Annotated in this window: 24 protein-coding genes, 1 pseudogene and 1 riboswitch; of the genes and pseudogenes, 7 read left to right on the forward strand and 18 right to left on the reverse strand. The window is 63.0% G+C overall.

Annotated elements, in window-relative coordinates; genetic code table 11:
• Positions 1–69: 69 nt before the first annotated feature.
• From MKI86_RS08095 to MKI86_RS08115, 5 genes are all read right to left on the reverse strand, one after another.
• Positions 70–480 (reverse strand): hypothetical protein, encoded by a 411-nt coding sequence (locus MKI86_RS08095; RefSeq protein WP_241599683.1) that lies wholly within the window; start codon positions 478–480, stop codon positions 70–72.
• 485 nt (positions 481–965) lie between these two features.
• A complete protein-coding gene (locus tag MKI86_RS08100; protein ID WP_241599685.1) occupies positions 966–1,286 on the reverse strand; it encodes a hypothetical protein in 321 nt (106 codons plus the stop codon).
• A 109-nt stretch (positions 1,287–1,395) separates the two neighbouring features.
• Entirely contained in the window at positions 1,396–2,424 is a 1,029-nt protein-coding gene (locus MKI86_RS08105; protein WP_241599687.1) for a tyrosine-type recombinase/integrase, read from the reverse strand.
• Between the two features lies 1 nt (position 2,425).
• Complete coding sequence (locus MKI86_RS08110) at positions 2,426–2,617, reverse strand: hypothetical protein (protein ID WP_241599688.1); 192 nt, start codon at positions 2,615–2,617, stop codon at positions 2,426–2,428.
• Between the two features lie 400 nt (positions 2,618–3,017).
• Positions 3,018–3,590 (reverse strand): recombinase family protein, encoded by a 573-nt coding sequence (locus MKI86_RS08115; RefSeq protein WP_241599689.1) that lies wholly within the window; start codon positions 3,588–3,590, stop codon positions 3,018–3,020.
• A 392-nt stretch (positions 3,591–3,982) separates the two neighbouring features.
• On the opposite strand from MKI86_RS08115, the gene MKI86_RS08120 reads away from it, so the two are divergent.
• Positions 3,983–5,482: a hypothetical protein gene (locus MKI86_RS08120; RefSeq protein ID WP_241599692.1), complete on the forward strand. Its 1,500-nt coding sequence runs from the start codon at positions 3,983–3,985 to the stop codon at positions 5,480–5,482.
• A 605-nt stretch (positions 5,483–6,087) separates the two neighbouring features.
• Here MKI86_RS08120 and MKI86_RS08125 read toward each other — a convergent pair.
• The gene (locus MKI86_RS08125) at positions 6,088–7,647 is read right to left on the reverse strand and encodes a recombinase family protein (protein ID WP_241599693.1); all 1,560 of its coding nucleotides are present in this window, start codon (positions 7,645–7,647) and stop codon (positions 6,088–6,090) included.
• Between the two features lie 40 nt (positions 7,648–7,687).
• On the opposite strand from MKI86_RS08125, the pseudogene MKI86_RS08130 reads away from it, so the two are divergent.
• A pseudogene (locus MKI86_RS08130) lies at positions 7,688–8,584 on the forward strand (YifB family Mg chelatase-like AAA ATPase); the annotation flags it as partial.
• Between the two features lie 548 nt (positions 8,585–9,132).
• On the opposite strand, the gene cysK reads toward MKI86_RS08130, so the two are convergent.
• Both cysK and MKI86_RS08140 read right to left on the reverse strand, forming a co-directional pair.
• Positions 9,133–10,098, reverse strand: a complete 966-nt coding sequence (gene cysK, locus MKI86_RS08135) for a cysteine synthase A (protein WP_241599694.1) — start codon at positions 10,096–10,098, stop codon at positions 9,133–9,135.
• 126 nt (positions 10,099–10,224) lie between these two features.
• Entirely contained in the window at positions 10,225–10,842 is a 618-nt protein-coding gene (locus MKI86_RS08140; protein ID WP_241599696.1) for a LysE family translocator, read from the reverse strand.
• 284 nt (positions 10,843–11,126) lie between these two features.
• Here MKI86_RS08140 and MKI86_RS08145 point away from each other — a divergent pair, with 284 nt between their 5' ends.
• Positions 11,127–11,759, forward strand: coding sequence for a LysE family translocator (locus MKI86_RS08145; protein WP_241599699.1), 633 nt, complete (start codon positions 11,127–11,129; stop codon positions 11,757–11,759).
• On the opposite strand, the gene MKI86_RS08150 is transcribed toward MKI86_RS08145, so the two are convergent.
• Positions 11,760–12,653, reverse strand: coding sequence for a GNAT family N-acetyltransferase (locus MKI86_RS08150; protein ID WP_241599701.1), 894 nt, complete (start codon positions 12,651–12,653; stop codon positions 11,760–11,762).
• Entirely contained in the window at positions 12,650–13,123 is a 474-nt protein-coding gene (dut, locus tag MKI86_RS08155) for a dUTP diphosphatase (protein WP_241600661.1), read from the reverse strand. Before dut ends, MKI86_RS08150 begins: the two co-directional genes overlap by 4 nt.
• Positions 13,124–13,218: 95 nt before the next feature.
• Between dut and MKI86_RS08160 the strand changes: the two genes are divergently transcribed.
• Both MKI86_RS08160 and thiD read left to right on the forward strand, forming a co-directional pair.
• A complete protein-coding gene (locus MKI86_RS08160; protein WP_241599703.1) occupies positions 13,219–14,799 on the forward strand; it encodes a peptide chain release factor 3 in 1,581 nt (526 codons plus the stop codon).
• A gap of 51 nt (positions 14,800–14,850) precedes the next feature.
• Positions 14,851–14,945: riboswitch (TPP riboswitch) on the forward strand.
• A 41-nt stretch (positions 14,946–14,986) separates the two neighbouring features.
• The gene (thiD, locus tag MKI86_RS08165) at positions 14,987–15,796 is read left to right on the forward strand and encodes a bifunctional hydroxymethylpyrimidine kinase/phosphomethylpyrimidine kinase (RefSeq protein ID WP_241599705.1); all 810 of its coding nucleotides are present in this window, start codon (positions 14,987–14,989) and stop codon (positions 15,794–15,796) included.
• 3 nt (positions 15,797–15,799) lie between these two features.
• Here the strand turns inward: thiD and MKI86_RS08170 are convergent, their stop codons facing one another.
• From MKI86_RS08170 to MKI86_RS08185, 4 genes are all read right to left on the reverse strand, one after another.
• The gene (locus MKI86_RS08170; protein WP_241599707.1) at positions 15,800–16,411 is read right to left on the reverse strand and encodes a LysE family translocator; all 612 of its coding nucleotides are present in this window, start codon (positions 16,409–16,411) and stop codon (positions 15,800–15,802) included.
• Positions 16,412–16,485: 74 nt separating this feature from the next.
• The gene (locus MKI86_RS08175; protein ID WP_241599709.1) at positions 16,486–17,286 is read right to left on the reverse strand and encodes an AraC family transcriptional regulator; all 801 of its coding nucleotides are present in this window, start codon (positions 17,284–17,286) and stop codon (positions 16,486–16,488) included.
• Between the two features lie 3 nt (positions 17,287–17,289).
• Positions 17,290–17,694: a GFA family protein gene (locus MKI86_RS08180; protein WP_241599710.1), complete on the reverse strand. Its 405-nt coding sequence runs from the start codon at positions 17,692–17,694 to the stop codon at positions 17,290–17,292.
• Positions 17,695–17,749: 55 nt separating this feature from the next.
• Entirely contained in the window at positions 17,750–18,661 is a 912-nt protein-coding gene (locus tag MKI86_RS08185; protein WP_241599712.1) for a pirin family protein, read from the reverse strand.
• 276 nt (positions 18,662–18,937) lie between these two features.
• Between MKI86_RS08185 and MKI86_RS08190 the strand changes: the two genes are divergently transcribed.
• Entirely contained in the window at positions 18,938–19,759 is an 822-nt protein-coding gene (locus tag MKI86_RS08190) for a class II glutamine amidotransferase (protein ID WP_241599714.1), read from the forward strand.
• Here the strand turns inward: MKI86_RS08190 and coaBC are convergent.
• The 4 genes from coaBC to ubiE form a co-directional block, all read right to left on the reverse strand.
• Entirely contained in the window at positions 19,752–20,957 is a 1,206-nt protein-coding gene (gene coaBC / locus MKI86_RS08195; protein ID WP_241600678.1) for a bifunctional phosphopantothenoylcysteine decarboxylase/phosphopantothenate--cysteine ligase CoaBC, read from the reverse strand. The two genes, MKI86_RS08190 and coaBC, sit on opposite strands and share 8 nt — an antisense overlap.
• Before the next feature lie 100 nt (positions 20,958–21,057).
• A complete protein-coding gene (locus tag MKI86_RS08200; RefSeq protein ID WP_241599716.1) occupies positions 21,058–21,861 on the reverse strand; it encodes an ion channel in 804 nt (267 codons plus the stop codon).
• Positions 21,862–21,901: 40 nt separating this feature from the next.
• Positions 21,902–23,476, reverse strand: coding sequence for a 2-polyprenylphenol 6-hydroxylase (gene ubiB / locus MKI86_RS08205; RefSeq protein WP_241599718.1), 1,575 nt, complete (start codon positions 23,474–23,476; stop codon positions 21,902–21,904).
• Between the two features lie 37 nt (positions 23,477–23,513).
• Positions 23,514–24,290 (reverse strand): bifunctional demethylmenaquinone methyltransferase/2-methoxy-6-polyprenyl-1,4-benzoquinol methylase UbiE, encoded by a 777-nt coding sequence (gene ubiE, locus MKI86_RS08210; protein ID WP_241599720.1) that lies wholly within the window; start codon positions 24,288–24,290, stop codon positions 23,514–23,516.
• A 175-nt stretch (positions 24,291–24,465) separates the two neighbouring features.
• Between ubiE and mutM the strand changes: the two genes are divergently transcribed.
• Positions 24,466–25,356, forward strand: coding sequence for a bifunctional DNA-formamidopyrimidine glycosylase/DNA-(apurinic or apyrimidinic site) lyase (gene mutM / locus MKI86_RS08215; RefSeq protein WP_241599722.1), 891 nt, complete (start codon positions 24,466–24,468; stop codon positions 25,354–25,356).
• Positions 25,357–25,395: the final 39 nt, after the last annotated feature.

Genomic DNA, 25,395 nt, shown 5'->3' on the forward strand with positions numbered 1-25,395 from the left:
TTACGGTCTTCGGCTGTTTCAGGGGGTGTCGTGGGGTCATCGCCCCTTTGATAGTGGGGCGTCATCGGCCTACCACTCGCCGTCCTGGTCCGCCGTGACACTATCCGCGACAATGACAGCATCGGCTCTCTTCGCGGCCCCGCGTTGCAAGATGATATTCTCCGGGCGGAGGTCGAGGGGATCGCCGTTGACGTACCGGACCACGCTGCGGGCCTTTGCTCCCGCGATAATACGCGCGGGCATGAGGAGCGTTTCACCCGCGTGGGTGCGGACATAGGAGCCGCCGTGGCCGTTGCTGTTCAAATACCAAGCGCCGGTTGCTCCGGCCTCTTGGACAGCCTGATAACCCCGCTCGGTGGCGGTTGCGTACTTCCGCCCGAACCTGTCAAGGGGGACCTTGAGGCATTCCCTGCCGTGCTCGTCGCGGAAACGAATAGGGGGCCGGCGGTGGCGTGTGCTGCGGGCTGCGGTGGTGGACATGAAGGATTTCCTTTCGTGAAACATAGATGAAAAACAGGGGAGACGCCCGTGGCGCGGAAGGGGGCCAAGAGGGGCGCGGACGGAACATGGCTGGAAACAGATTAGTAGACAGGCGAAGGTTGCGTAGCTTCGTGAAGAGACATGCATATTTGCATATCAACTATCGGCAGATGGAGAGGGTGTGAGAGCGGGAAGGACAGGAGGAGGAGACAAGGAAGAACCTGCCCCGTAGATACCCCGTTTAGTGACCACAAGCGGCTGACACTCGCACCCCTGCCCCACCACTGTTGTCCACCATGTCCCATATTCCACAACAGTACCTGACCCGGGACGGAAGGGAGAGCTTCCCCTTAATACGGGGGTAATCACCTTAATGGAGGGGTAATCTATCCCGGAGCCACTAACGCCGCATGGGAACCAGCCGCACAGCGAAAGCGGCCCCCGGCGGTGAACCGAAGGCCATGGAGGGGATTAGATCGCCCCCCTCAGCTAGAGAGCTTCCGGGCCTCCTGTTCCGCATATCGGGCAACAAACGTCACGGCTCCCTCCGCGTTGCGGAGAGCGGATAGCACTTCCTCCGAAGCCAAGCCCTTGCCTGTCGCGATGGCGAGCGCCGCGAAATGGAGGCCGCGGGCGGCTGTGATAAGCGCGCCGAAAGTGCCGCCCTCCACTGTCGAGTAAACATTTTCGTCGGGATAGTCGCTCGCTTCAAGTGCAGCGCCGAGGAGGAAATCGGACTCGTCCGCAATCTCGCAAAGGGTTGCGAAGGGGACGGCGATAGGGGCGGACGTGGAGAAATTCGACATGGCAAAATCCTTGTAGCTGTCGAGGGAAAGGGTGCCCGGCGCGAAGAGACGCGACGGAGCGAAATACGAAGATCAGAGCTTGATCCGGGGGTAATTGGTTTCCGACGCCCTATGTGGCCTCGCCAGACTCCAGAACGTGCAGCACGTCGAGCAACGCGGAAGGTCGGATTTGGAGATACCGCATCGTGGTCGAGACGTTCGTGTGCCCGGCCCATTCCATGACGCGCTTAATATCAACGCCGCCGAGGACCAGCCGCGTGATGCAGGTATGTCGCAACGTATGAGGCGTCACGTCCTGCATCTGCATAACCGCGCGCATGGTCGCCCAGGCATTGCGCATGGTGCTCTTCTTGAACCCGGTGAAGGGCCCTTGCGTCCGATGCGCCTTCAACTGATGAAGCCGCGCGATTATCGCTTGGGACCTCTTGGTGAGCGGCACGGTGCGCGGGCGGTTCGTTTTCGTGTGCCAGAACGTCACCGTCTTGAAACCCGGCCCGAACGCATCCCAACGCGCGGCAATCATTTCGGTGAAGCACCGGGCCCCAGTGTCGAGGAGCAAGATGCAAAGCTCCCGCATCGAATGCATCCCGTTCGCTTCCCAATAGGCCAAGAGGGCCCGTTCCTCGCGCTCATCGATATAGCGGAAGCGGGTCTTCTCCTCCATCGCCCACCGGATGCGGGGCATCGCGTCAATGACCCCATCGTCCTTGGCTATGGACAACATCTTGGACAACGCTGCTGTCTTTCGGTTCACCGTCGCCGGGGCAAGGCCCGTTTCGGCAAAGTGCAGCTTCATTTCGGCAATGTCGGCGGCGGTTATGTCGGCCACCGGCTTATTGCGTCCGAAGAACTCGCAGACGTGCCGCCCGTTCGCGGTCAACGTGATCTCCGCCCGCTTGCCGGCCCATTCGGTCCTTGCCACGAAATCGAATAGGGGCCCGAGAAGATGCAGATTGCGCTCTGACGTTCGCCGCGACGGGCGCACTGAGGGCGGGAGGGGCTTGCCTTGTCGGATCGCCTCCCTTGCCTCTGCTTCCCAATGCGCCGCCTCGCTTTCCGTCTTGAAGGTCGGGCGGAGCCGTGTGCCGTCACCCTGCCGAACGTCGGCTTGCCAAAGGTTCCCGCGCTGCCGGGCCATGTCAGCGGCCCTCCAGCGGGAGGACTTGGGCCTCTTCGATCTTCGCCAGCGCCCATTCAGCGGGACGGCGGGCCTCGGAAAGGCTGTCCGGGTGGTCTACCGCAAGGGCGCGAATGGCGCACAGGAGGAGTTCAGCGGCTTCCGAAAGGGCCAAAAGCTGCGCGGTGCGGCTAGAAATGGACGTGATAACCATGCCTGGGGGTCTCCTTTTTGATTTGGCATGGCGACCAAATTGCACATGAAGAATCGCAGGGAAACAAGGACTTAGGCCAAGATATTGGACTGGTGGCGATGGCGGAAGGAAGGTCCAATACGTGGGACTATCGGGGCGGCGGCGGTTGACTCAGCGGGCGGCGATTGTGGCGGGTGAGGTGGCGTGATGATCCAAGACGTGGGACTGAGTGGACAGAACGTCGCACCGCGCCTTGTCCTAGGATGTAGCCGACGTGTTTGCGAAGTGACGGAAGGGCCGGAGGGCGAGACGGGCCGTCACCGGAAGAACGTATCCCATACGCCCCAAATGCCCGCCAGAGTGGCACCGGCAAGGTAGAAGATGCCAACGCCTGTCATGATGATTGCCACAATCGACATGATCACACCTCCCCTGCTTTCAATACCTTCTGCACCGCCGACGATGAGCAGCCGACTTCCTTGGCGATCTGGCGGACAGACAGTCCTCCGGCCCGTAGCTTCCTGATTTCGTCGTGGTTGAGGGTGACAGGGCGCCCGGTGATCCACGGCGTTCCCGCCTTCTCCGCGTTGGCCTTCGCCTTCGCGATACCTTCAAGCTGGCGCTCCTTCCGAAGTTCTGTCTCAAACTGCGCGATACTGGCGAGGATGCCGAAGACCAGCTTCCCCGTGCGCGTGGTCGTGTCGAGGCTGGCGTCGTCTAGCACCTTGAAGCCCACGCCGTCTTTGTTGAGCCCGTCCACGATCTGGTGAAGGTGCGATGCCGAGCGAGCAAGCCGGTCCAGCTTGGTCACAATGAGCGTGTCGCCTTCCCGCACGTAGTCAAGGCACTTGGCAAGCTCTGGCCTGTCGTCATCAAGGCCGGATTGCTTCTCACTGAATATCTTGGTGGCCCCGGCTGCTGTCAGCCTGTCCACCTGCGTCTGGTAATCTTGCCCCGTCGAGCTAACCCGAGCGTAACCTACGGTCGTCCCCATGTGCACTATCCTCTAAGATACTTCGTGGTCGATATTTAGTGCACGATTAATGCACGCGTCAATACCTGTGTGCACAAATGTTTATCTTAGTGGACAAGAGGATGGAGCGGGCGAGGCAGGGGGGCGGCGAACGTGGTGCGGGAAATGGAGGAAGCAGAGAAGGACGGGCGAGGGGCCGGGACATCAACCAACGGCGGCAATCGGGCCACCAGCGGGCCAAAAGCCGACCCCACCGGGGGGTATTGCGCGGCCGCACCTGTCGAGGTCGTTGCCTCGGATTTTTCATCATTTTTGGGGGCGTTGCACGGCAGACCCTTCACGCTGACTTGCAGCAATTAGATGTTGAGGTATGTTTTCTGCTCGCCGGTAGGCTGCGATTAGGAGACTCGAATTTGGAACCATTTGTAGGAAAGGCGGCTGCTCTCCTCGGAATATCGACACCGCTATACTTATTCCACATGCTCGATACTCATCTAAAACGTGATTTGCGTGAGAGATTTGCATCCTACGTATTCGGGACATCGCAGCAATCAGTCGCTGATCGAGTTATGCTATTTCACGCGTTCTTATTGAACATAATTGGCCGAGGGTTTTGGAGAAGGGCGCTATCTCTTCTTATAATAAGCGTTTTCTCAATTGTTTTCATATATTCACTTCAGTATCTTGAAAACGGAGATGAATTCAATAAATACACTTATAAATATATATCTTCACTTTTTGATTTCAACGCATTCTCCATATTGGTTTTTATATCGTTTGTGCTTGTGGACGTGGTGTCATTTTTTCAGACACTCACATTCTCTCGTTTAGCTGCTTACTGTAAAAATGTGATAGAGGTTGGCTTTCTCGCCGTTTCGGACCTCGTGGTCTCATTTTTTTTGGTTATTTTCATTCTGCCAGCGTTGATTTTTGTATCACACAAGTTAGCCGCGCGGTCGCACGAGGCGACCATAAGGGTCGCGCTCCAAGACTCCCTACAGGAACAAAGCCTGTCAATCAGGACGGCGCTCTTAATGGCCGCGCCAAGGGCAGGGGAGAGTGATTTTGAACGCGCTAGCGATGAATCTGTTGAAGTTAAGGTGGGCGACTTAGCTGAACGCGGCTGGTCTTATGGCACCCCTCTTATGTTCATCGCACCGGCGCACGCGGACGTTTCCGTGGAAAAGGTTGCGGCTAAAGAGCTAACTAGCGTTGGAAACACAGTAATATTTGAGAAGGGCGTATATTCTCCTGAGGAGACGTCAAAAATTATATCCGAAATAATAAGATCGGCTGATGGGGTTGTCGAGGTCAAGCCAATAGATAGTTACAGGGATGCCTTTTCTAATGCGATATACACATTTGATGTCGTCGGGACGGCCGGAGCGTCGAACCTGAAATTTTGGAACGACTACAAATATCTTCTTAGGGATGTGAACTTCTTTGGAGATGATCTAGATTCTATATTTCAGTTTGGCTCGAAAATATACTCTGAGAATGAAATCATGTGGATAGGAAATCTCGGAAAAGGGGTCGAAACCATAAATGACCGCATGATTTATAAATGTGACGACGCCCCTTTGCAAACAGTTAGCAGAGAAGAATTTGTAGTTGAAGCAGGGCGATGCGAGAAAGGATATGCAATGAGCGCTTGGGGAGCGGCCGGAATTGCATCAATGCTTTCTTACAAATTTGGAAATCAGACAATACTTCCTATATTGCCTACCGCTCTATCTTCAATATTCTTAACATTTATAATATATATATCGATAATTGCTTGGGTTACCTTGCCTTATATTAACGATATATTGAGGAGATACACAGATAGTGGTGCTGATTTGCTAGTAAACAACCAGTTTAAGATAATATACGCCTTATTCGTTATGATCGCTTTGCCTATCTTCTTGTATTGAAAGCGCAATGGCCGTTCGCGGAGATAGCGGAGGGGGTGCCGCACGTCCGAACTTGTCGGGGTCAATGTCTCGGATTTTGTGTCATATCTAACCTGATTAGCGCATTCGCACTTTCACGATAGTAGCAGTTCCTAGCTCCACGACCGTATCCTTGAAGCGAGCATGTCGGAATATCCGCCGTCCGCGCTCAATCCCGAAACGTCTAACATACGCCCTTTCAAGCGCCGCCATATCACGGTTACACAAGAGTGGAAGAGTCCGGGCGAGAGCTAAAGCGTCCCCGCGCTGTCGTGCGATCTTCGCCGCGCTCGTAACAGCGCAACGCGCCAGCGCATCCGAACTTGGGACGCCAGCGCCTCTAGACGCGGCACCTGCATCAGATGCAATGGCGATACTGATCAGCGCCACAACAGCCACTAAGGCTAAAGCAAAAATCACCGTACCGACCCAGCCGGAGCCCGAACCATATGAGGCGTAATCATTCTCAGGACCAGGACTCTTATCCCACCCGCCCACCATGGAAGCGCCTTTCGTTGTTCCAAAGACGTGATCCGATCACTTCTAACGCGGAGTCGCACCAACGAAACAACGCCTATGCAGGGTTGTCAATCGTCACCACCCATCGGCAGTATGAAGAAAACTTCCGAAACGGCGTCCGGAACATGCTTCCAATGCGCCTCAAGACATCCGGTGTGGTAGTTCACGACGATGCGGCTGAATAGCTGGCGTAGTGCGGCATTGATCCGGCCCACGTCCCCGCTTTCGACCGCGCCGAGGAAATCGTTGTTGGCAACGTTCTGAACGCGATTAGTGAGCGTTGAGGCAATCTCCCCGGCCAGTGCCTCTTGCCGACGGCGCGCAACCTCTAGGAGCCCTTCCGTCTCACGCAAGCGATCGAGTAGGGCTTTGGAGTGGCCCGCGACGGAAATCGCTTCCACGACCCGTTCTGTGGCTTCTTCCAGTCCGGCGATCTCCCCGGAAAGATGGCTCCACTGCGCCTCTAGGTCCTCGCTAGGCGAGGGCATATTCGCAACTAGTTCTTCGGCCTTGCCTAGGATTGCAACGTGAACGTATTCCGCCCGTACTTGGTGATATTCACAACCGGCTCCGGTCTTGGCGGCAGCACAGACGAGGTAAGGCTTCCCAGCCCTCTTCCCTCTACCTTTGCTAACGCGGGTCATGGTGCCACCGCATAGCGGGCACTTTGCAAGCGTTGCCAGCATATTGGCAGGGGCACGCGATCTTTCCGGCTGCGCCCCGATTGCACGGCCCTTGGTAAGTCCATTCACGCGCTCGAAGGTCTCCCGGTCGACGGCGGCAGGAAAGTAATCGGGGACAGGTTCCGTGGGGGTGCGAACTCGCTTCCCGTTGACGCGCTCCATCGTATGCGGGGTATAAGTCCCGATGGTCGAAGGGTTGGCCAGCATCTTCTTTACGTAAGAGCGGTGCCAATGTCGTCCACGCCCGAAGACAGGAATTCCCTCTCGGTTGAGCGTCTCGGCAATAGAGTATTGCCCGCGTCCGCTCAGTGCCATGTCGAAAATCCGGCGCACTATAGCGGCCCGTTCGGGGATGAGGTCAAAACCGCTACGGTCATCCCGAAGGCGGACCCATCCGGGGCACAGGCGGGTGAGGGGTTTGGCGGCGGCTGTCTTGCGCTTGGCTCCCCATGCCTCTCGCACTCGGCGGGCCTTGGTGGCACTCTCTTCATGGGCGCGGGCGGCAACGAGGATTGCCACTAGGAGAGCGGTCGGGTCTTCGTCTAGTACCTCCTCGGTATATGCCCTTTGGTCGTCTAGCGTGACCACCGTAATGCCCTCTTCGCAAAGCTGCTCCAACACGCGGACGGCGCGGCGCGGCTTCTGGCGGCTAAGGCGGTCGAGGCTTTCAACAAGGAGGAAGCTACCGGGCTTTATGTCGCCATGCCGAACGGCTGCTAGAAACTCCCCGAGGTGCCCGGTATCCGCATTCGCGCCTCGGTAGGCAGAGACGCCCAAGTCCCGAAAGGTCAATTCTCGGTCAAGGTCGAGGCCGTGGAGGGCGGCATATCGTTCCGCCGCTTCTGTTTGACGACGTAGACTATCACCCCGCATCTGTTCGGGTGTTGAGAACCGAACGTAGGAGTAGGCTTTGGGGCGGATGGCGTGGACAGTTTTCTCAGGCATGGCGGCGTCCTAATACGCAGGAGGGTCTTTTGTCTATACCATGCTGATGGTCGGGCCGCCCGGCTCGGGCAAGTCCATGCTCGCCGCGCGGCTGGCCGCCATCCTGCCGCCGCTCTCGCCGGCGGAACTGCTCGATGTCTCGATGATCCATTCCATCGCCGGCCAGCTTTCCGGCGGGCGCCTGTCGGATCGCAGGCCGTTCCGCGCACCACATCATTCCGCGACCATGGCCGCCCTTGTCGGCGGCGGCTCGCGTGCCCGACCCGGCGAGGTGTCGCTGGCCCATAACGGCGTGCTGTTTCTCGACGAGCTGCCGGAATTCTCGCCGCAGGCGCTCGATGCGCTACGCCAGCCGCTCGAAACCGGCGAATGCATCATCGCGCGGGCCAACCACCGCGTCAGCTACCCCGCCGCCTTCCAGCTTGTGGCGGCAATGAACCCCTGCCGCTGCGGCATGGCGGGTGAGCCGGGACGCAGTTGCGCGCGCGGACCGCGCTGCATGAGCGAGTACCAGGCGCGCATTTCCGGCCCGTTCATGGACCGGGTGGATATCCGCATCGATGTGCCCGCGGTTTCGGCGAGCGATCTCATCCGGCCCGTGGCCACCGAGCCGAGCGAGGCGGTTGCCCGGCGCGTAGCGACCGCGCGCGCCCTGCAGATCGACCGGTTTGCCCGTCTGGGCATGCCCCAGGTGACGAGCAATGCGCGCGCCTCCACCGCGCTCGTCGAACGCATGGCGGAGCCCGATCCCGCCGGGCTGCAATTGCTGCGCGATGCCGCCGAGAAGATGCGCTTTTCCGCCCGTGGATACCACCGGGTGCTGAAGGTTGCGCGCACGCTCGCCGATCTGGAGGACGCGCCACTCATCGGGCGCATCCACCTCGCCGAGGCGATCTCCTATCGCATTGCAGGCGAACGCATGCATGCGGCGGCCTAGGCTTGCGCAGGCCGACCGGCATGCCGTGTGACGGAGGATCGGAGATTGGAAGGACGGGCCGCTGCCGCCGGCCGTGCCGTCAGACCGCCCCCTTAAGGACGGTTTCGATACAGTGGCCGCCCGGATCGATGACGGCGGCGGCATAGTCGGTTTTGCCATAATGGGCGAATGCCCGGTACTCCATCGTCGCCGCCCCGCGAAAAGCACCGCCGCGTGGAAACGGTCGACCGTCGCCAGGTCGGGTGCCGCGAAGATGATGGTAATCCGGGGCCGGGTGGTTGCGCCGAACTGGCGCGTTCCGTGAGCGCGAACCTGTGAGCGCCGCTATTGGCAGGGCTGTCGCGACAGCCCCGATCGGCCTCGCCGAACCGATATCGGATCAGACGCGGCCAGAGTTGCGTGCCGCCATCCGCATGGCATCATGGAAAGCGAGGGCGCGTTCAAGATCGCGCATGAAAGGGGAGAGGTGGTGAAGCGTGACGGCTCCGCGCAGCCGGACCCGCGCATGGGAAAGCCCGCCGATGGTTACTCGGCGGGCCGTCGTCGTCTCAGCCGAGACCGTCGAAGAGCGCGGTCGACAGATAGCGTTCCGCGAACGACGGAATGATCACGACGATCGTCTTGCCGGCATTTTCCGGGCGGCTGCCCACCCTGGCGGCGGCCGTCAGAGCGGCGCCTGAGGAGATGCCGACCGGAACGCCTTCGAGGCGGGCGACCAGACGGGCATTCTCGAAGGCCTCGTCATTGGTGACGGTGACGACCTCGTCATAGACGGACTTGTCGAGGATGGCAGGCGCGAAGCCGGCGCCGATACCCTGGATCTTGTGCGGACCGGGGTTGCCGCCCGACAGAACTGGGCTGTCGGCCGGTTCGACGGCGACGACCTTGAAGCCTGGCTTCCTGGCCTTCAGAACCTGCCCGACACCGGTGATCGTGCCGCCGGTGCCGATGCCGGAAACGAGGATATCGACGGCGCCGTCGGTGTCGTTCCAGATTTCCTCGGCCGTGGTCTTGCGATGGATTTCCGGGTTGGCTGGGTTCTCGAACTGCTGCGGGATGACGGCTCCGGGAATGGTGCTTGCCAGTTCCTCGGCCATGGCGATCGCACCCTTCATGCCCTTGGGGCCTTCTGTCAGCACGAGTTCGGCGCCGAGCAGCGCAAGCATCTTGCGGCGCTCGATCGACATGGTCTCCGGCATGGTGAGGATGAGGCGATAGCCCTTGGCAGCCGCCGCGAAGGCAAGCGCGATGCCGGTATTGCCAGAGGTTGGCTCGACCAGCGTCGACTGGCCGGGCGTGATCTTGCCCTGCGCTTCCAGAGATTCGATCATCGCCACGCCGATGCGATCCTTCACCGATGCGATCGGATTGAAGAATTCGAGCTTGCCGAGCAGATTGGCGACGACGCCCTTTTCCTTGGCGAACTTGTCGAGGCGCACGACGGGCGTGTCGCCGATCGTCTCGGTGATGGATGCATAGACGCGGCCGCGGCCGGGTTTGCGGGTATCGCTCATCGGATTCCTCCTGGTTTTCGTTGAAGCGAATGTAGGAGGGAATAGGGCTTTAGACGAGTCCGGATTTCGCGGCAAAAGCGCCGGTTGTGGAATAATCCGGTCATTCCATACCCAAAGTCCGCTCCCTCAAGCCGCCCTGGTCGCGATATAGGCGGCTGTGCCGGCAAGAACGCTCGCAGCGATACGGTTCAGCCTTTGCAGGGCCCTTGGCTGTCTGAGAAGCAGCCGGGCGCGCGAGGCCAGCGCGATATAGGGGATGAGCACGGCGAGGAGCACGATAAAGGTCGCGGCCAGCAGCAGGCCATAGTCGCTGAGGCCGACGGCATTGAGATCGACAAGCGTCGGCACGAGCGCCACGTAGAACAGCATCGTCTTGGGATTGCCGAGTGTCACGAGCAGGCCGGAAAGGAAGGCGGCGCCGATGCTCGTGGAGCGACGGGCCTCGATATCCTGCGGCAGGAGCCCGGCGGTCCAAAGCTTCCAGGCGATGTAACCGAGATAGAGCGCACCGGCGATCTTGATGACCATGAAGGCCGTGGTGAAGGTCTGCGCGATGAAAGCGAGGCCGAGGATGACGGCCGTTAGATAGACCATGTCGCCGAGAATCAGCCCGAGCCCCATGAAGAAGGTCGGCCGGAAACCGGAGCCGAGCGCGCGCGCGACGATGGCCGTGATGCCGGGACCGGGAATGATGGCGGCGATGAAGAGCGCGCCGGAATAGGCGAGGAGAACGGCGAGAGACATGGAGGGCTCCTTGATCGGCCCCTCTTACGCCCGACGTCGTTTTCCGGCAATGGGTCGATTTCGCGAATCCGCGATCTGAATCGGCGCCAACAAGGCGAGCGTGTAAGCCGGAGAGCCCGGTTCTTCCGGCCAGCTTGCCCGAGCGGAAAGTGCCGTGGAGCCTGCATTTTCGCAAACCATATGCCACGCGGCTGATGGCCCATTTGTCACCGAGACAAGTGTCATCCTTGCGACGGCGGGAAGCGAGGGATACGCCTTCGGTGTGCATCAGGGAGAAATGTTCGTTGCCCGATCTGACAAGTCTTGCCGCCTTCGCCCTCATCGCCCTCGGCATGGTTCTGACGCCGGGGCCGAACATGATCTATCTCGTTTCCCGCTCGATCTGCCAGGGTCCGGCGGCTGGTCTCGTCTCTCTTGGCGGCGTCGCCCTTGGCTTCGTCTTCTATGTGCTGTCGGCTGTGCTCGGCATCACCGCGTTCCTGATGGCGGTGCCCTTCGCCTATGATGCGCTGCGGTTTGCCGGTGCGCTCTATCTTGCCTGGCTTGCCTGGCAGGCGCTGCGACCCGGCGGCCGCTCCCCCTTTGAAGTGAAGGCGCTGCCGCGCGACAGCAACCGCAGGCTTTTCTTCATGGGGCTGTTGACGAACCTGCTGAACCCGAAGATCGCCGTCCTCTATCTCTCGCTTCTGCCTCAGTTCATCGATCCGGCGAAGGGAAACGTCCTCGGGCAATCGCTGGTGCTTGGCGGCGTGCAGGTCGTCATCAGCGTCAGCGTCAATGCGCTGATCGCCGTGTCGGCCGGCTCCGTCGCGGCGCTTCTCGCAACGCGCCCGCGCTGGGTACTCGTGCAGCGCTGGCTGATGGGCACGGTGCTGGCCGCGCTGGCGCTGCGCATGGCGACCGAAGCGCGCCGCTGATCAGAATTCGGCCATCGGCGGCAGCGCGAACGGCAGGGCGGGCCTGAGACCGTCCGGGCCGCGCAGCATGAGAACCATCTCGCCGTCGTCAGCAAGGGCCTCGCCATTCCACGCCAGGTGATCGGGCGCGAAATGCACGGTCACGCGCTGCGCGGCGACAGCGAGGCTGGCGAGAATGTCCGCGAGGGCGGGCATGCGTGTGCCGACGATATCAAGAATATCGACATCGCCGTCGTCATCCGCCTGCCACGCAACGACCGCGCCCGCTTCCTCCAGGAGGTCAAGCTTGAGGTCCGGTATCAGAGACGCGTTGAACAGGAACATTTCTTTCTGCCGGAGCGGCGCGAAGCGGTCGGAAACCGGTGCACGGCCATCGAGCAGCCGGCTGAGCAGCGTGAGGTCCGCCTCGTTGCCAACCTGAAGCCGACGGGCGGCGGATGCCTGCCCTCCCACCGGAGGTGTGCCGGCAAAGCGATGCTGCGAAAGCGGTCGGAAGCCGTGTTTCTCGTAGAGCGCGGGCGTGTCGGTCAGGAGCAAGACGGCTTCGAAGCCCTCGGCATCGCAATGATTAAGCGCTGCTTCCATGACGGCGCGGTAAAGCCCGCGGCCGCGGTGGCCCGGCCGGACCGCACCGGATTGCAGGCCGGCCGCCCGTACGAACACGCCGTCGATCACGAGCGGCATGGCGAAGGCGGTGATGTTGGCGATGCAGGTGCCATCTGCGTCGAAGAAGCCGAAGGGCGCGCTGGTCGGGTCCGGGCCGCCGAGCCGGTCCATGCCCGAAACGTCGATCTCGAATATGTCCTGGAGCAGGTCGCATAGACCCTGCCAGGCGGCGCGGTCGTCGAAGTAATGCGCGCGGAAGACGAGGCCCGCTTTGTCGGCCGCGATCACCGGACGCCGGTGGAGCCGAAGCCGCCCGCGCCACGGGCGGTTTCGCTTGCCTCTACGGCTTCGCGCACGGCGACCTGCGTCACAGGCGCGATGACCATCTGGGCGATCCGCATGCCGCGTTCGATGGTGAAGGCGTCCTCGCCCAGATTGACGAGCAGCACCTTCACCTCGCCGCGATAGTCGCTGTCGATAGTGCCGGGCGTGTTGAGGCAGGTAACACCATGCTTGAAGGCGAGCCCGGAACGCGGCCGGATCTGCGCCTCGTAGCCATGCGGGATTTCGAAGACGAAGCCGGTCGGCACGAGCGCGCGTTTTCCCGGCTCCAACGTGATCGGCGCATCGGCATCCACGGCCGCGCGCAGGTCCATGCCGGCGGCGCCCGTCGTTTCGTAGGCGGGGAGCTCGATATTCGCGCCGTTCGGCAGGCGGACGAGAGAGAGCGTGGGCTTCGTGGGGGCGTGCGCGTTCATGGCACCCATAAGCCGGTCGCAGGCGCGGGCCGTCAATTGCATCTTCGCGGCGGAGCCTGTAAAGACCGCGCCAACTCACAGGATATTGCTTGAACATGGCCGAAACCCTTGCCGAGGCGGTCTCCCGCCGCCGCACCTTCGCGATCATCGCGCACCCGGACGCCGGTAAAACCACACTCACCGAAAAGCTGCTGCTGTTCGGCGGCGCCATCCAGCTCGCGGGTGAAGTGAAGGCGAAGAAAGACCGCATCCAGACCCGGTCCGACTGGATGAAGATCGAGCGTGAGCGCGGCATCTCGGTCGTGACCTCGGTCATGACCTTCGAATATGACGGCAACGTCTTCAACATTCTCGACACGCCCGGTCACGAAGACTTCGCCGACGACACCTACCGCACGCTGACGGCGGTGGATGCGGCCGTCATGGTCATCGATGCCGCCAAGGGTATCGAGCCCCGAACGCTGAAGCTGTTCGAGGTCTGCCGCCTGCGCGACATCCCGATCATCACCTTCGTCAACAAGATGGACCGCGAAAGCCGCGATCCCTTCGAAATCCTCGACGAGGTGGAAGAAAAGCTGGCGCTCGATACGGCACCGGTGACGTGGCCGGTCGGCCGCTCCAAGACCTTCTGCGGCTCCTATCATCTGGCCGACCGCACTTTCCGCGGCTCGGACACGCAGGTCCAGCCGACGAAGATGGACGATGCTGCCGAGGTCGCCAAGCACCTGCCGGAAAACGAGCGCCAGACCTTCATCGACGAGATGGAACTGGCTCGCGAGGCATGCCGCCCGTTCGATCGCGAAGCCTTCCTCGAGGGGCATCTGACGCCGGTCTTCTTCGGCTCGGCGCTTCGGAATTTCGGTGTGCGCGACCTTATCAACGCGCTCGGCGCCTTCGCGCCGCCGCCGCGCGACCAGGTGGCGGATGTGCGCAAGGTCCACGCCGCCGAAGACAAGATGACGGCCTTCGTCTTCAAGATCCAGGCCAATATGGACCCGAACCACCGCGACCGCATTGCTTTCGCGCGCGTCTGCTCCGGCATGCTGGAGCGCGGCATGAAGGTGCGGCTCGCCCGCACCGGAAAGACGATCGGGCTTTCGGCGCCGCAGTTCTTCTTCGCCTCGCAGCGCCAGCTCGCCGATACGGCCTATGCCGGCGACGTGGTGGGCATTCCCAACCACGGGACGCTGCGCATCGGCGATACGCTGACGGAAGGTGAGGCGCTGGTGTTCGAGGGCGTGCCGAACTTCGCGCCGGAAATCCTGCGCCGCGTGCGGCTGGAAGACGCGATGAAGGCCAAGAAGCTCAAGGAAGCGCTCCAGCAGATGGCCGAAGAGGGCGTCGTGCAACTTTTCTCGCCGGAAGACGGCACGCCGGCCATCGTCGGTGTCGTCGGCGCGCTGCAACTCGACGTTCTCAAGGAGCGCCTGCAACAGGAATACGGCCTGCCGGTGTCCTTCGAAATGTCGCGTTTCTCCGTCTGCCGCTGGATTTCCTCCGAAAACGCGGCCGAACTCGACAAGTTCGTCACCCAGCGCCGCGGCGACATTGCCCGCGACCTCGATGGCGATCCGGTGTTCCTGGCGCAGGACAGTTTCTCGCTGCGCTACGAGGCGGAGCGCTATCCCGATATCAAGATGGTCGCTATCAAGGAGTACCACGTCACCAAGGCGTGACGGCGGCCTGTCACTTTCAGGGTGACAGGCGCCTCTCCATTTGCGAAAAGCGTTGCCAGACAGGGGCGTCCGCGCAGGCGGGCTGAGAAGCACCCTTTGAACCTGAACCGGATCATGCCGGCGGAGGGAGTCGCTGGCACTGCAATTGCCGTTGCCCCGCGTCCGCCTCCGTCCGCAAGGAGGCGAGATGGCAGACACAATCGCAAACATTCTCTCGATCGCAGGCTCCGACCCCTCGGGCGGCGCCGGCATCCAGGCTGACCTCAAGACCTTCGCCGCCCGCGGCACCTATGGCATGGCGGTGTTGACGGCGCTCACGGCGCAGAACACGCAGGGCGTTTCGGGCGTGCATCTCGTGCCGCCGGCCTTCGTCGCGGCACAGATCGCCGATGTCTTCGCCGATGTGCGGGTGGGCGCCGTCAAGATCGGGATGATCGCCTCGGGCGAGATCGCCGAGGCGGTGGCGAATGCGCTGTCGCCGCATCGCTCCGTTCCCATCGTGCTCGATCCCGTCATGATCGCCAAGGGTGGAGCCTCGCTTCTGGCCGGAGAAGCCGTGGAGGCCCTGACGCGCCGGCTGCTGCCGCTGTCCACCCTGCTCACGCCGAACCTGCCGGAGGCGGCCGCCCTGCTCGCCGAGGCCGAGGCGACCGACCGTGCGGCCATGGAAAACCAGGCGAAACGCCTGCTGGCGCTCGGACCGAAGGCGGTTCTGCTGAAGGGCGGGCATCTGCCGGGCAACGAGAGCCCCGACGTGCTGGCGATGCCGGGCGGGCTGCGCTGGTTCGAGGGCGTGCGCGTGCTCACGCGCAACACCCACGGCACCGGCTGCACGCTGTCGAGCGCGGTGGCGGCGGAACTGGGCAAGGGGCATTCGCTGCCCGATGCCGTGGCGGCGGCCAAGAGCTTCGTCGCCGGTGCCGTGCGCGGATCCGATGCGCTGACCGTCGGCACGGGCCATGGCCCGCTGCACCATTTCCACGCGCTCTGGGCGTGACGCTCAGCGATCCGAAAGCGCCAGCCGCAGGCCCATGAGCCCCAGGGCCGCGGCGAAGCTGCGCTGCATCCAAGTCATCACCGCCGGCCGGCTCAGCACCTGTCGGCGCAGGCTTGCCGCAAGCGCCGCATACGCGGCGAAGACGAGGAAGGTCAGCAGCATGAACACGCCGCCGAGCAAGAGCATCCGCGCCGTCAGGTGCGGCGCGCCATCGGGCACGAACTGCGGCAGGAAGGCGAGGAAGAACAGCGAGAGCTTGGGGTTGAAGACATTGGTGAAGGCGCCCTTGCGTACGATGCGCGCGGCCGTCTCGACCGGCTGTTCCGGTCCCATATCGAGCGTGCCGCTGTCCCGAATCATGCTCCAGGCGATGAAGAGCAGGTAGGCGACGCCGACGATGCGTAGGACTTCGAAGGCAAGCGCGCTGGCATGCAGGATGGCGGCGAGCCCGGCGATGCTGGCCAGCATATGCGGGATGATGCCCAGCGTGCAGCCGAGGGCCGCAAGCAGGCCGGCGTGAAAGCCGCCGCTGACCCCGCGTGCCACGGTGTAGATGACGCCGGTGCCCGGAAGCAGGATGACGATGAGCGAGGTGACGAGGAATTCCGTGGTCATTTCGGGTTTCCATGTACTTGAAGAGGCGGCAGGAAACACGGGGTGGCCCTTTCGGTCTTGAACGAAATTGCAGGTCAGGCGAGGGCGGCAAGATAGGCGCCCGGCGTGTAGCCGTAACGCCGCGTGAAGTTGCGCGTCATGTGGCTCTGGTCGGCAAAGCCCGCGCCGGCCGCGGCGTCCGCGAGCGGATTGCCGGCGGCGATGAGGCGGCGGGCGAGATCCGTCCGGCGCTGGATGAGATAGGCGTGGGGTGTCAGCCCCGTGGCGCGAGCGAAATCCCGCACCAGCCGGAAACGGCCAAGGCCGCAATCGGCGGCCAGCGCATCGAGCGTGACGGGCGAGACCGGGTCGGCATCGATCCGCTCGCGTGCGCGGGCGATGCCGGCAGCCGCGATGCCCTCGCGGCGGGGCGCCTGTTCGCGCAACACGGCCGCCAGCAGCAGGAGAAGGCGCTCATCGCGGCAGATTGCGGCAGCCTGTGTGTCGACCAGCGCTACGAGCGCGGCTGCGACAAGCCGGCCGACGCGGCTGTCGTCCAGCACGGGCGCATGAAACTCCTCGCGGGCGCGTCCTTCGAAAATGTCCTGTGCGGCGGCCGCGACGATGTCGGGCTGAATGTAGACCATTCGCCAGGCGCGGGATGCGCCGCCGAGCGGCGCGCCGTCATGCACCTCGCCGGGATTGACGGTGATCGTGTTGCCGGCCTGCGCCTCCACTCGGCCCCGCCCGCTCGCCGACGTCTGGGCGCCGCGTTCGACAAGACCGATGCCGTAGGTGTCGTGGCTGTGGCGCGCAAAGGCATGGCTGCTGTCGGCGATGACGGCTTCGACACCGCCGATGGCCGTGCGCAGAACCTGGAAACGTCCGTTTGCCACGCTCTACTCCTGCGACGCGCCGGGCAGGGCGCCGGTCTCGCCGAACCAGTCCATGGCCGAAGAACACCAGATCTGGCGCTTCGGTTTGAGGGTGGCACGCTGGTTGATGCTGCCCCAACGGATACCCCAAAAGGCGGCCGCCGCGCCCGCGCCGGAGGAAAACAGCGGCGTTCCGCATTCCGGGCAGAAATGCAGAAATCGCTCACGGCCGCTTTCGGCGATCTTGGTATAGACCTTCGGCGTCTCGCCGGTGAGGGTGAGATCCGCTCGCGGCACGCGCACGGTGACGCGGTAGGGCGAGCCGGTCAGCCGTTGGCAGTCCGTGCAGTGACAGATGAGCAGCGCATCGGGATCGATGTCAGCCTCGTAGGTCACGAAGCCGCAATGGCATTGTCCGTCGATCCGCATCTCTCGTCCTTCCGCCTCACGTCAAGACGGAAGGATAGGGGCCTGTCGCTTGCCGTCAATGCGCCGGCTTGATGAAGGTGCCGTTGCGCAACTCGCGCATGGCCTGCTGCAGCTCGGCCTGCGTGTTCATCACGATCGGACCGTGCCAGGCAACGGGCTCCTCGATCGGCTTGCCCGAGACCAGCAGGAAGCGGATGCCCTGCTCGCCGGCCTGCACCGTGACCTCGTCGCCTGTGTCGAACACGACGAGCGTGCGGTTGCCGGAGAGGTCGCGGATGTTCAGCTCCTCGCCCTGGAACTCCTTCTCCACCTTCACGCCGAAGGGCTTGGAGGCGTCGCGGAACGTGCCGGAGCCGGCGAAGATATAGGCGAAGGCAGAGCGGTAGGTATCGACCGGCAGGCGCTTCGTCTTGCCCGGCGGCACCGAGATGTCGAGATAGACGGGCTCGGCGGCGATGCCGTCGACCGGGCCGGTCTTGCCCCAGAAGCTGCCGGCGATGACGCGCGCCACCGTGCCGTCGTCGTCGATGGCGACGGGAATATCGGCGGACTTGATGTCCTGGTAGCGCGGCGCCGTCATCTTGAGCGACGAGGGCAGATTGGCCCACAGCTGGAAGCCATGCATCTTGCCGGCGAAATCGCCGCGCGGCATTTCCTGGTGCAGGATGCCGCTGCCGGCCGTCATCCACTGCACGTCGCCGGCGCCCATGACGCCGTGGTTGCCGAGGCTGTCGCCGTGTTCGACGCTGCCGGCCAGCACATAGGTGATGGTCTCGATGCCGCGATGGGGATGCCACGGGAAACCGCGGATATAGTCATCGGGATCGTTGTTGCGGAAATCGTCCATCATCAGGAACGGGTCGGTCAGCGACGGATCGCCGAAGCCGAAGACGCGGTGCAGCTTCACGCCGGCGCCTTCCATGGCGGGGCGGGCGATGCTTTCGTGTTTGACGGGGCGTATGGACATGGAAGAAGTCCTTTCGACTGGGTTGCTTGACCGTTCCTATACGCCAGCGTGATTGTTCACGAAATCTGCCCGATGTGAAACGCAGTGTTCACCGCAGACCACCTGGCCCGGCACCGTTTCCATTATTCGTCAGTGCCGGAATGACACGCATGGTTTCGTCCCGTTTACTTTCGTTAACGCATTTTTACCCATTTGCGTTGAAAATCCGGGTAGTGCCATGGTTAATGCGTCGGATCAGTCACCGGTTCGCACCGGTCCAATCAAGCAGGAAATGTCATGTGCCGTTGGGCAGCCTATCGCGGAGAGCCGCTCTTTCTCGAGGAACTCGTTTCCTCGCCCGCCCATTCGCTGATCGAACAGTCCCATTGCGCCACCCGTGCCAAGACGGCCACCAACGGTGATGGTTTCGGCATCGCCTGGTATGGCGACCGCCCCGAGCCCGGTCGTTACCGCGATATCCTGCCGGCCTGGTCCGACTGCAATCTTCGCAGCATTGCGCGGCAGGTCCGCTCGCCGCTCTTCCTGGCCCATGTCCGCGCCTCGACGGGCGGCGGCACGCGGCGCGACAATTGCCATCCCTTCGTGCACGGCGTCTGGTCCTTCATGCACAACGGCCAGATTGCGGATTTCGAGCATATGCGCCGGCCGCTGGAGACCATGCTGGACAATGATCTCTATAACGCCCGCACGGGCTCGACGGATTCCGAACTGCTTTTCCTTCTGGCGTTGCAATTCGGCCTTGCCCGCGATCCGCTCGGCGCCATGGCAGAGACCATCGCCTTCGTCGAGCGGCTTGCCGCGCATCTGGAGCATCGCGTGCTGGTTCGCTTCACGGCCGCTTTCTCCGATGGCAACCAGCTTTACGCCGTGCGCTATGCGACGGACTATGCGGCACCCACGCTCTACGCCGCGCCGATGGGCGATACCGGCGGCTATTGCCTCGTGTCAGAGCCGCTGAACGACGACACGGAGGCCTGGGTGGAAATCCCGGATGGCAGCGCCGTCGTGCTCGGTGAAAACGGCGTCGACATGCGCATCTTCTCGCCTGCCGGCCGCCCGGCAGGAGCGATGGAAGCGAAACTCGCCCTCGTCACGTAAGCCGTTCGGCAATCCAGCCGGCGAGACGATCAGCGACATCGTCCTTCGAAAGCTCTGGCCATGCCGTGATGCCATCGGCGGTGATCAGCTTCACGCTGTTCATCGTGCCGCCCATGATGCCAGTTTCCGGCGAGACATCATTGGCGACGATGAGGTCGGCACCCTTCTTCTCAAGCTTCACCCGGCCGTTGTTTTCGACGTCCTGCGTCTCGGCCGCGAAGCCGACGACGACAGCCGGGCGCTTCGCGTGATGGCCGATGGTCTTCAGGATATCGGGGTTTTCCGACAGCATCAGCGGCGGCGGTCCTTCGCCGGGCTGCTTCTTGATCTTTTCCGCATTGGGCGTCGCCACGCGCCAGTCGGCGACGGCGGCCACCATGACGGCGATATCTGCCGGCAGCGTGGCGAGCACCGCCTCCAGCATCTGCGATGCCTGCTCGACGCGGATCACCGTCACGCCTGGCGGATTAGGGATCGTGACCGGTCCGGAAACGAGCGTCACCTCGGCCCCAAGCCGAGCGAGCGCTGCGGCGATGGCATGGCCCTGACGGCCCGAGGAGCGGTTGGCGATATAGCGCACGGGATCGATCGGCTCATGCGTCGGGCCTGACGTGACCACGGCCCTGCGGCCGGCAAGCGGCTTCGCGCCGCCATCCAGCAGGTGTTCCACCGCCGCGACGATTTCCAGCGGTTCAGCCATGCGGCCGGCGCCGGCCTCGCCGCTCTCGGCCATCTCGCCGGCATTCGGGCCGATGAAGGCAAAGCCGTCGCGGCGCAGCGTCTCGACATTGCGGCGCGTCGCGGCATGCGACCACATCTTCGGGTTCATGGCGGGCGCAAGCAGCACGGGTCGGTCGGTGGCAAGAAGCACGGTCGAGGCGAGGTCGTCGGCAAGGCCGTTCGCCATCTTGGCCATCAGGTCGGCCGTGGCGGGCGCGACGACGATGAGGTCGCAATCGCGGGCAAGGCGGATATGGCCGACATCCTGCTCGTCCTCACGCGAGAACAGATCCGTATAGACATGGCCGGACGACAGGGCGCCGACGGCAAGCGGTGTGACGAAGTGCTGGGCGCCCGATGTCATGACAGGCCGTACCTCCGCCCCGCGTTCGCGCAGACGGCGAATGAGATCGAGGCTCTTGTAGGCGGCGATCCCGCCGGAAATGACGAGGAGGATGCGTTTTCCTGCAAGCGGCATGGCGTGTCCCGGGCTCGTGAGGCGCAAGCGGCCCCGAAGGGCGGTCATGATGTCCTATCGCGTCGAAACCGCATTTCCAAGCGCTCTTCGCCGGCCGGCTTCAACTGCCCTCGTCGGGAATGTTGAGGACATGGCCGCAGGCCTTGCAGTGTACGGCGTCGGCATCGTGGCGCGACAGGCCGCATTGCGGGCAGGGGAAGGTCACCTTGTAGGGCCGAACGATCGCCTGGGCGAGGCGCACGAAAAGCGAGATGCCGACGATCATCGTCACGATGGCGGTAAGCTTGCCGAGCGTGCCAGGCAGCACGATATCGCCGAACCCCGTGGTTGTGACGGTCGCGACCGTGAAATAGAGGGCGTCGACGAAGCCGGCAAAGCCCTCCGCGCCGTAGAAGAAATTGGAATAGACGAAGCCCGTGACGAGGAAGAGGAAGACAAGGAAGTTCACGCAGGCCTGGATGAGGTCTTCCTTGTCGCCATGCCCGGTGCTCCGCAGCGTCAGCGTGACCAGCTTGCTCTGGCTGATCGCCCAGATGCGCAGCACCCTGAGGAAGGCGAAATTGTGCAGCTGGTTGGGAAAGAGCAGCGTGCCGAGAATGACGATATCCACCCAGGTCATCGGCCGCATGACCCAGTAGCGCAGGTTCGGCGCGATCAGGGCCCGCGCGCACAGTTCGAAGGCGATGACGGCGGCGATGAGATAGTCGACGACGACATAGGCCGAGCCCTGTCGCAGATAGGGGCCGGCAATGAAGAACGCGAGGATCGCGACATCGAGGAGCAGCATGCCAATCTGGAAACGGACCGCCTCCCGGTCCCGGCCGAAATAGAGGCCGCGCAGCTGCCGTCGCGTGCGCTCGAGAAAGGATAGGGGTTCAGTGGCGCCTTGTGGCTCTGCGGTCATGGCAAGGAGACTAGCGCCGGGCCGGCGCCGGTCAAGCGGCTCAGGTGAGCTTCCAGGCGATGTAGACGAGCGTCGCGGCGATCAGCCAGAGCGCGACGCGGCCCGAACGGCTGTGGCGGGCTTCCGAGCGGCCGATGGCCTCTGCCGTCTCCGCATCGAAGCGCAGGCCGCGCTCTGCCATCACGGTCAGGTCGTGCGAGAACTTCTCGGCCTTGGCGGCAATCTCCGGGGCGGCTTCCGCCAGCCGCAGGGCGGCGTGTGCGCCGTCGCGCAGGTCGACGAGGAGGCGCTTGGGGCCGAGATTGTCGCGGATCCAGTCGCCGACGACGCCTTCCGAGGCCTTCCACATGTTGAAGCGCGGGTTGAGCGTGCGCGACACGCCTTCCACCACCACCATGGTCTTCTGCAACATGACGAGCTCGGTGCGGGTCTCCATGTCGAACAGTTCCGTCACCTCGAAAAGCAGGGTGAGCAGCTTGGCCATGGAGATGGTCTCGGCCGGCTGGCCGTGGATCGGTTCGCCGATGGCGCGGATCGCCTGGGCGAAGCTCGCCGTGTCGTGGTGAGAGGGCACGTAGCCGGCTTCGAAGTGCACGTCGGCCACGCGCTGGTAGTCGCGCGTGATGAAACCGTAGAGGATTTCCGCGAGGAAGCGGCGTTCCTTCTTGCCGAGCCGGCCCACGATGCCCATGTCGACCGCGACGATGACGCCCTGCGGATCGACGAACAGGTTGCCTTGGTGCATGTCGGCATGGAAGAAGCCGTCGCGCAGCGTGTGGCGCAGGAAAGACTGGATGAGCGTGTCGGCGAGCTGGTTCAGATCGTGGCCGGCCGCGCGCAGGCCTTCGACATCCGACATCTTGACGCCGTCGATCCATTCCATGGTGACGACGTCGCGCCCCGTGCGCTCCCAGTCGACCTTGGGCACACGAAAGCCGGGATCGTCGGCGGTGTTCTCGCCAAGCTCGGAAAGCGCTGCGGCTTCGAGGCGAAGATCCATCTCGACCTTCGTCGTCTGCTCCAGCGTTCGCGTCACCTCGACGGGTTTCAGGCGGCGCGTGTTGGGCAGGATCTTTTCCTGCAGCCGCGCTGCGGCATACATCGCCTCCAGATCGTGGGTGAAGCGCTGGCGTACGCCGGGCCGGATGACCTTCACGGCGACCTTGCGCTCGCCGTTGGCGTCGCGCACCGTCGCAGGATGCACCTGCGCAATGGAAGCCGCGGCGACGGGATCGAGGAATGTCACATAGAGGTCATCGAGCCTTCGTCCGAGCGAACCTTCCACCGTCGCGACCGCCGCCTCGCGCGGGAACGTCGCCATGCGGTCCTGGAGGGCGGAAAGCTCCACGGCGATCTCGGCGCCGACCACGTCGGGCCGCGTCGCGAGGAACTGGCCCATCTTCACATAGGACGGGCCGAGGCGCTCGATGGCGCGCGCCAGCCGGTCGCCGCGGTCTTCGCGCGTGGCCCTTCGGCGCGCCAGAAGGCCGGCGAAGGCGTGCGCAGTGCGTGCCAGCGGCGGCATGCCCTCGGTCGGCAGGGCAGAGACGACGCCTTCGCGCACGAGAACCCAGCCCACGCGGGCGAGGCGAAGATAGGCACTGACGACGCTCATGCGGCAAGGCTGCGTGAAGACGAGAAACGGATCATGATCAGAGCTTCCAGCCCGAATGCAGCGCGGCGATGCCGCCGGTATAGTTGGTGTAGTTCACCCGCGAGAAGCCGGCGGTGCGGATCATCGCGGCGAAGTCTTCCTGGTTGGGGAACTTGCGAATGGATTCAACGAGATACTGGTAGGGCTCCGCATCGCCGGTGATCATCTTGCCGAACTGCGGGATCGCATTGAACGACCAGGCATCGTAGAATTTGTCGAGCAGCGGCATCTCCACTTCCGAAAATTCCAGGACGAGCAGGCGGCCGCCGCGCTTCAGCACCCGGTAGGCTTCCGAAAGCGCCACATCGATGCGCGGCACATTGCGGATGCCGAAGGCGATCGTATAGGCATCGAAGCTGCCCGCCTCGAAAGGCAGTTCCTCGGCATTCGCCTCGACGAAATCGAGGTTCGCCGACAGGCCCTTCTTTGCGGCCCGGTCGGCGCCGACTGCCAGCATCGAGCCGTTGATGTCGAGCACGGTGGAATGGGCCAGCCGATCGGATGCCTCTATGATACGGAAGGCGATGTCGCCCGTGCCACCCGCTACATCGAGCGTCTTGTAGGACGGGTCCTTGCGCGGGTTGAGGCTTGCGATCATCGCATCCTTCCAGGCCCGGTGCAGGCCGGCGGACATGACGTCGTTCATGATGTCGTAGCGCTTGGCGACCTTGTGGAACACGTCGTTGACGAGCGCCTGCTTCTCCCCTTCGCGAACCTGGCGAAAGCCGTAGGAGGTTTCCATGCCGCCGTCTGCGGATGTGCGCTGTTCCGTCATCGTCGTCTCCATGGGCCGGTCTGTCGCAGCCGAATTGCCGCGAAGACCATAGCGAATTGGCTGTTGCCGCGCTATCTGAACGCTTCGCGGGGTATATAGGACATAGATTGCCGAGAGGGAAATGCCGGAGCGCGGCAAATGCGCCCAAGGTTAAATCCCGTTCAAGGAGATGGATATGCCGGAACTGCCGGAAGTGGAAACCGTCAAGCGCGGCCTCGCGCCCGTCATGGAAGGGTCTCGGATAAAAAGAGCCGAACTGCGCCGTCCGGATTTGCGTTTTCCCTTTCCGCCCGCCTTTTCGCAAGCGCTCGAAGGGCAGAGGATCGTGTCGCTGGGCCGGCGCGCGAAATACCTGCTGATCGATCTCGAAGGCGGCGACGTGGTGATCTCGCATCTGGGCATGTCCGGGTCGTTTCGCGTGGAAGGCCCGGCGTTGGAAGAAACGCCCGGCGATTTTCACATGCCGCGCAGCAAGGACCCGCGTCACGACCATGTCGTGCTTCATCTGGAGACCGGGGAAGGGGAGCGCCGGGTCATCTACAACGATCCCCGGCGTTTCGGGTTCATGGATCTTGCGCGGCGAGAGGATCTCGCCGCCCATGCCTTCTTTCGCGATCTCGGTGCCGAGCCGACGGGCAACAGCCTGGATGCCGATTACATCGCGGCGAAGTTCCGTGGCCGGCAGACACCGCTGAAGGCGGCACTGCTCGACCAGAAGAACATTGCCGGTCTCGGCAACATCTATGTGTGCGAGGCGCTCTGGCGCGCGCATCTGTCGCCCGAACGGCTGGCGGGAACGCTGGTGACGGCGGCAGGCAAGCCGAAGAAGGAGCTGGTCGCGTTGAGCGAGTCGATCCGCCAGGTCATCGCCGACGCCATCGAGGCCGGCGGCTCCACCCTGCGCGATCACATCCGCACCGACGGTTCGCTTGGCTACTTCCAGCACACCTTCTCCGCCTACGACCGCGAGGGCGAGCCTTGCCGGACACCGGGCTGCTCGGGCACCATCAGCCGGATCGTGCAGAGTGGCCGCTCGACTTTCCATTGCCCGGTCTGCCAGAAGTGATGCCGATGCCGGGGACCGGTATTGCGCCGCAAACGAGGA

The sequence above is a fragment of the Shinella sedimenti genome, assembly GCF_022601905.1.
In the GTDB taxonomy this organism is placed as follows: domain Bacteria; phylum Pseudomonadota; class Alphaproteobacteria; order Rhizobiales; family Rhizobiaceae; genus Shinella; species Shinella sedimenti.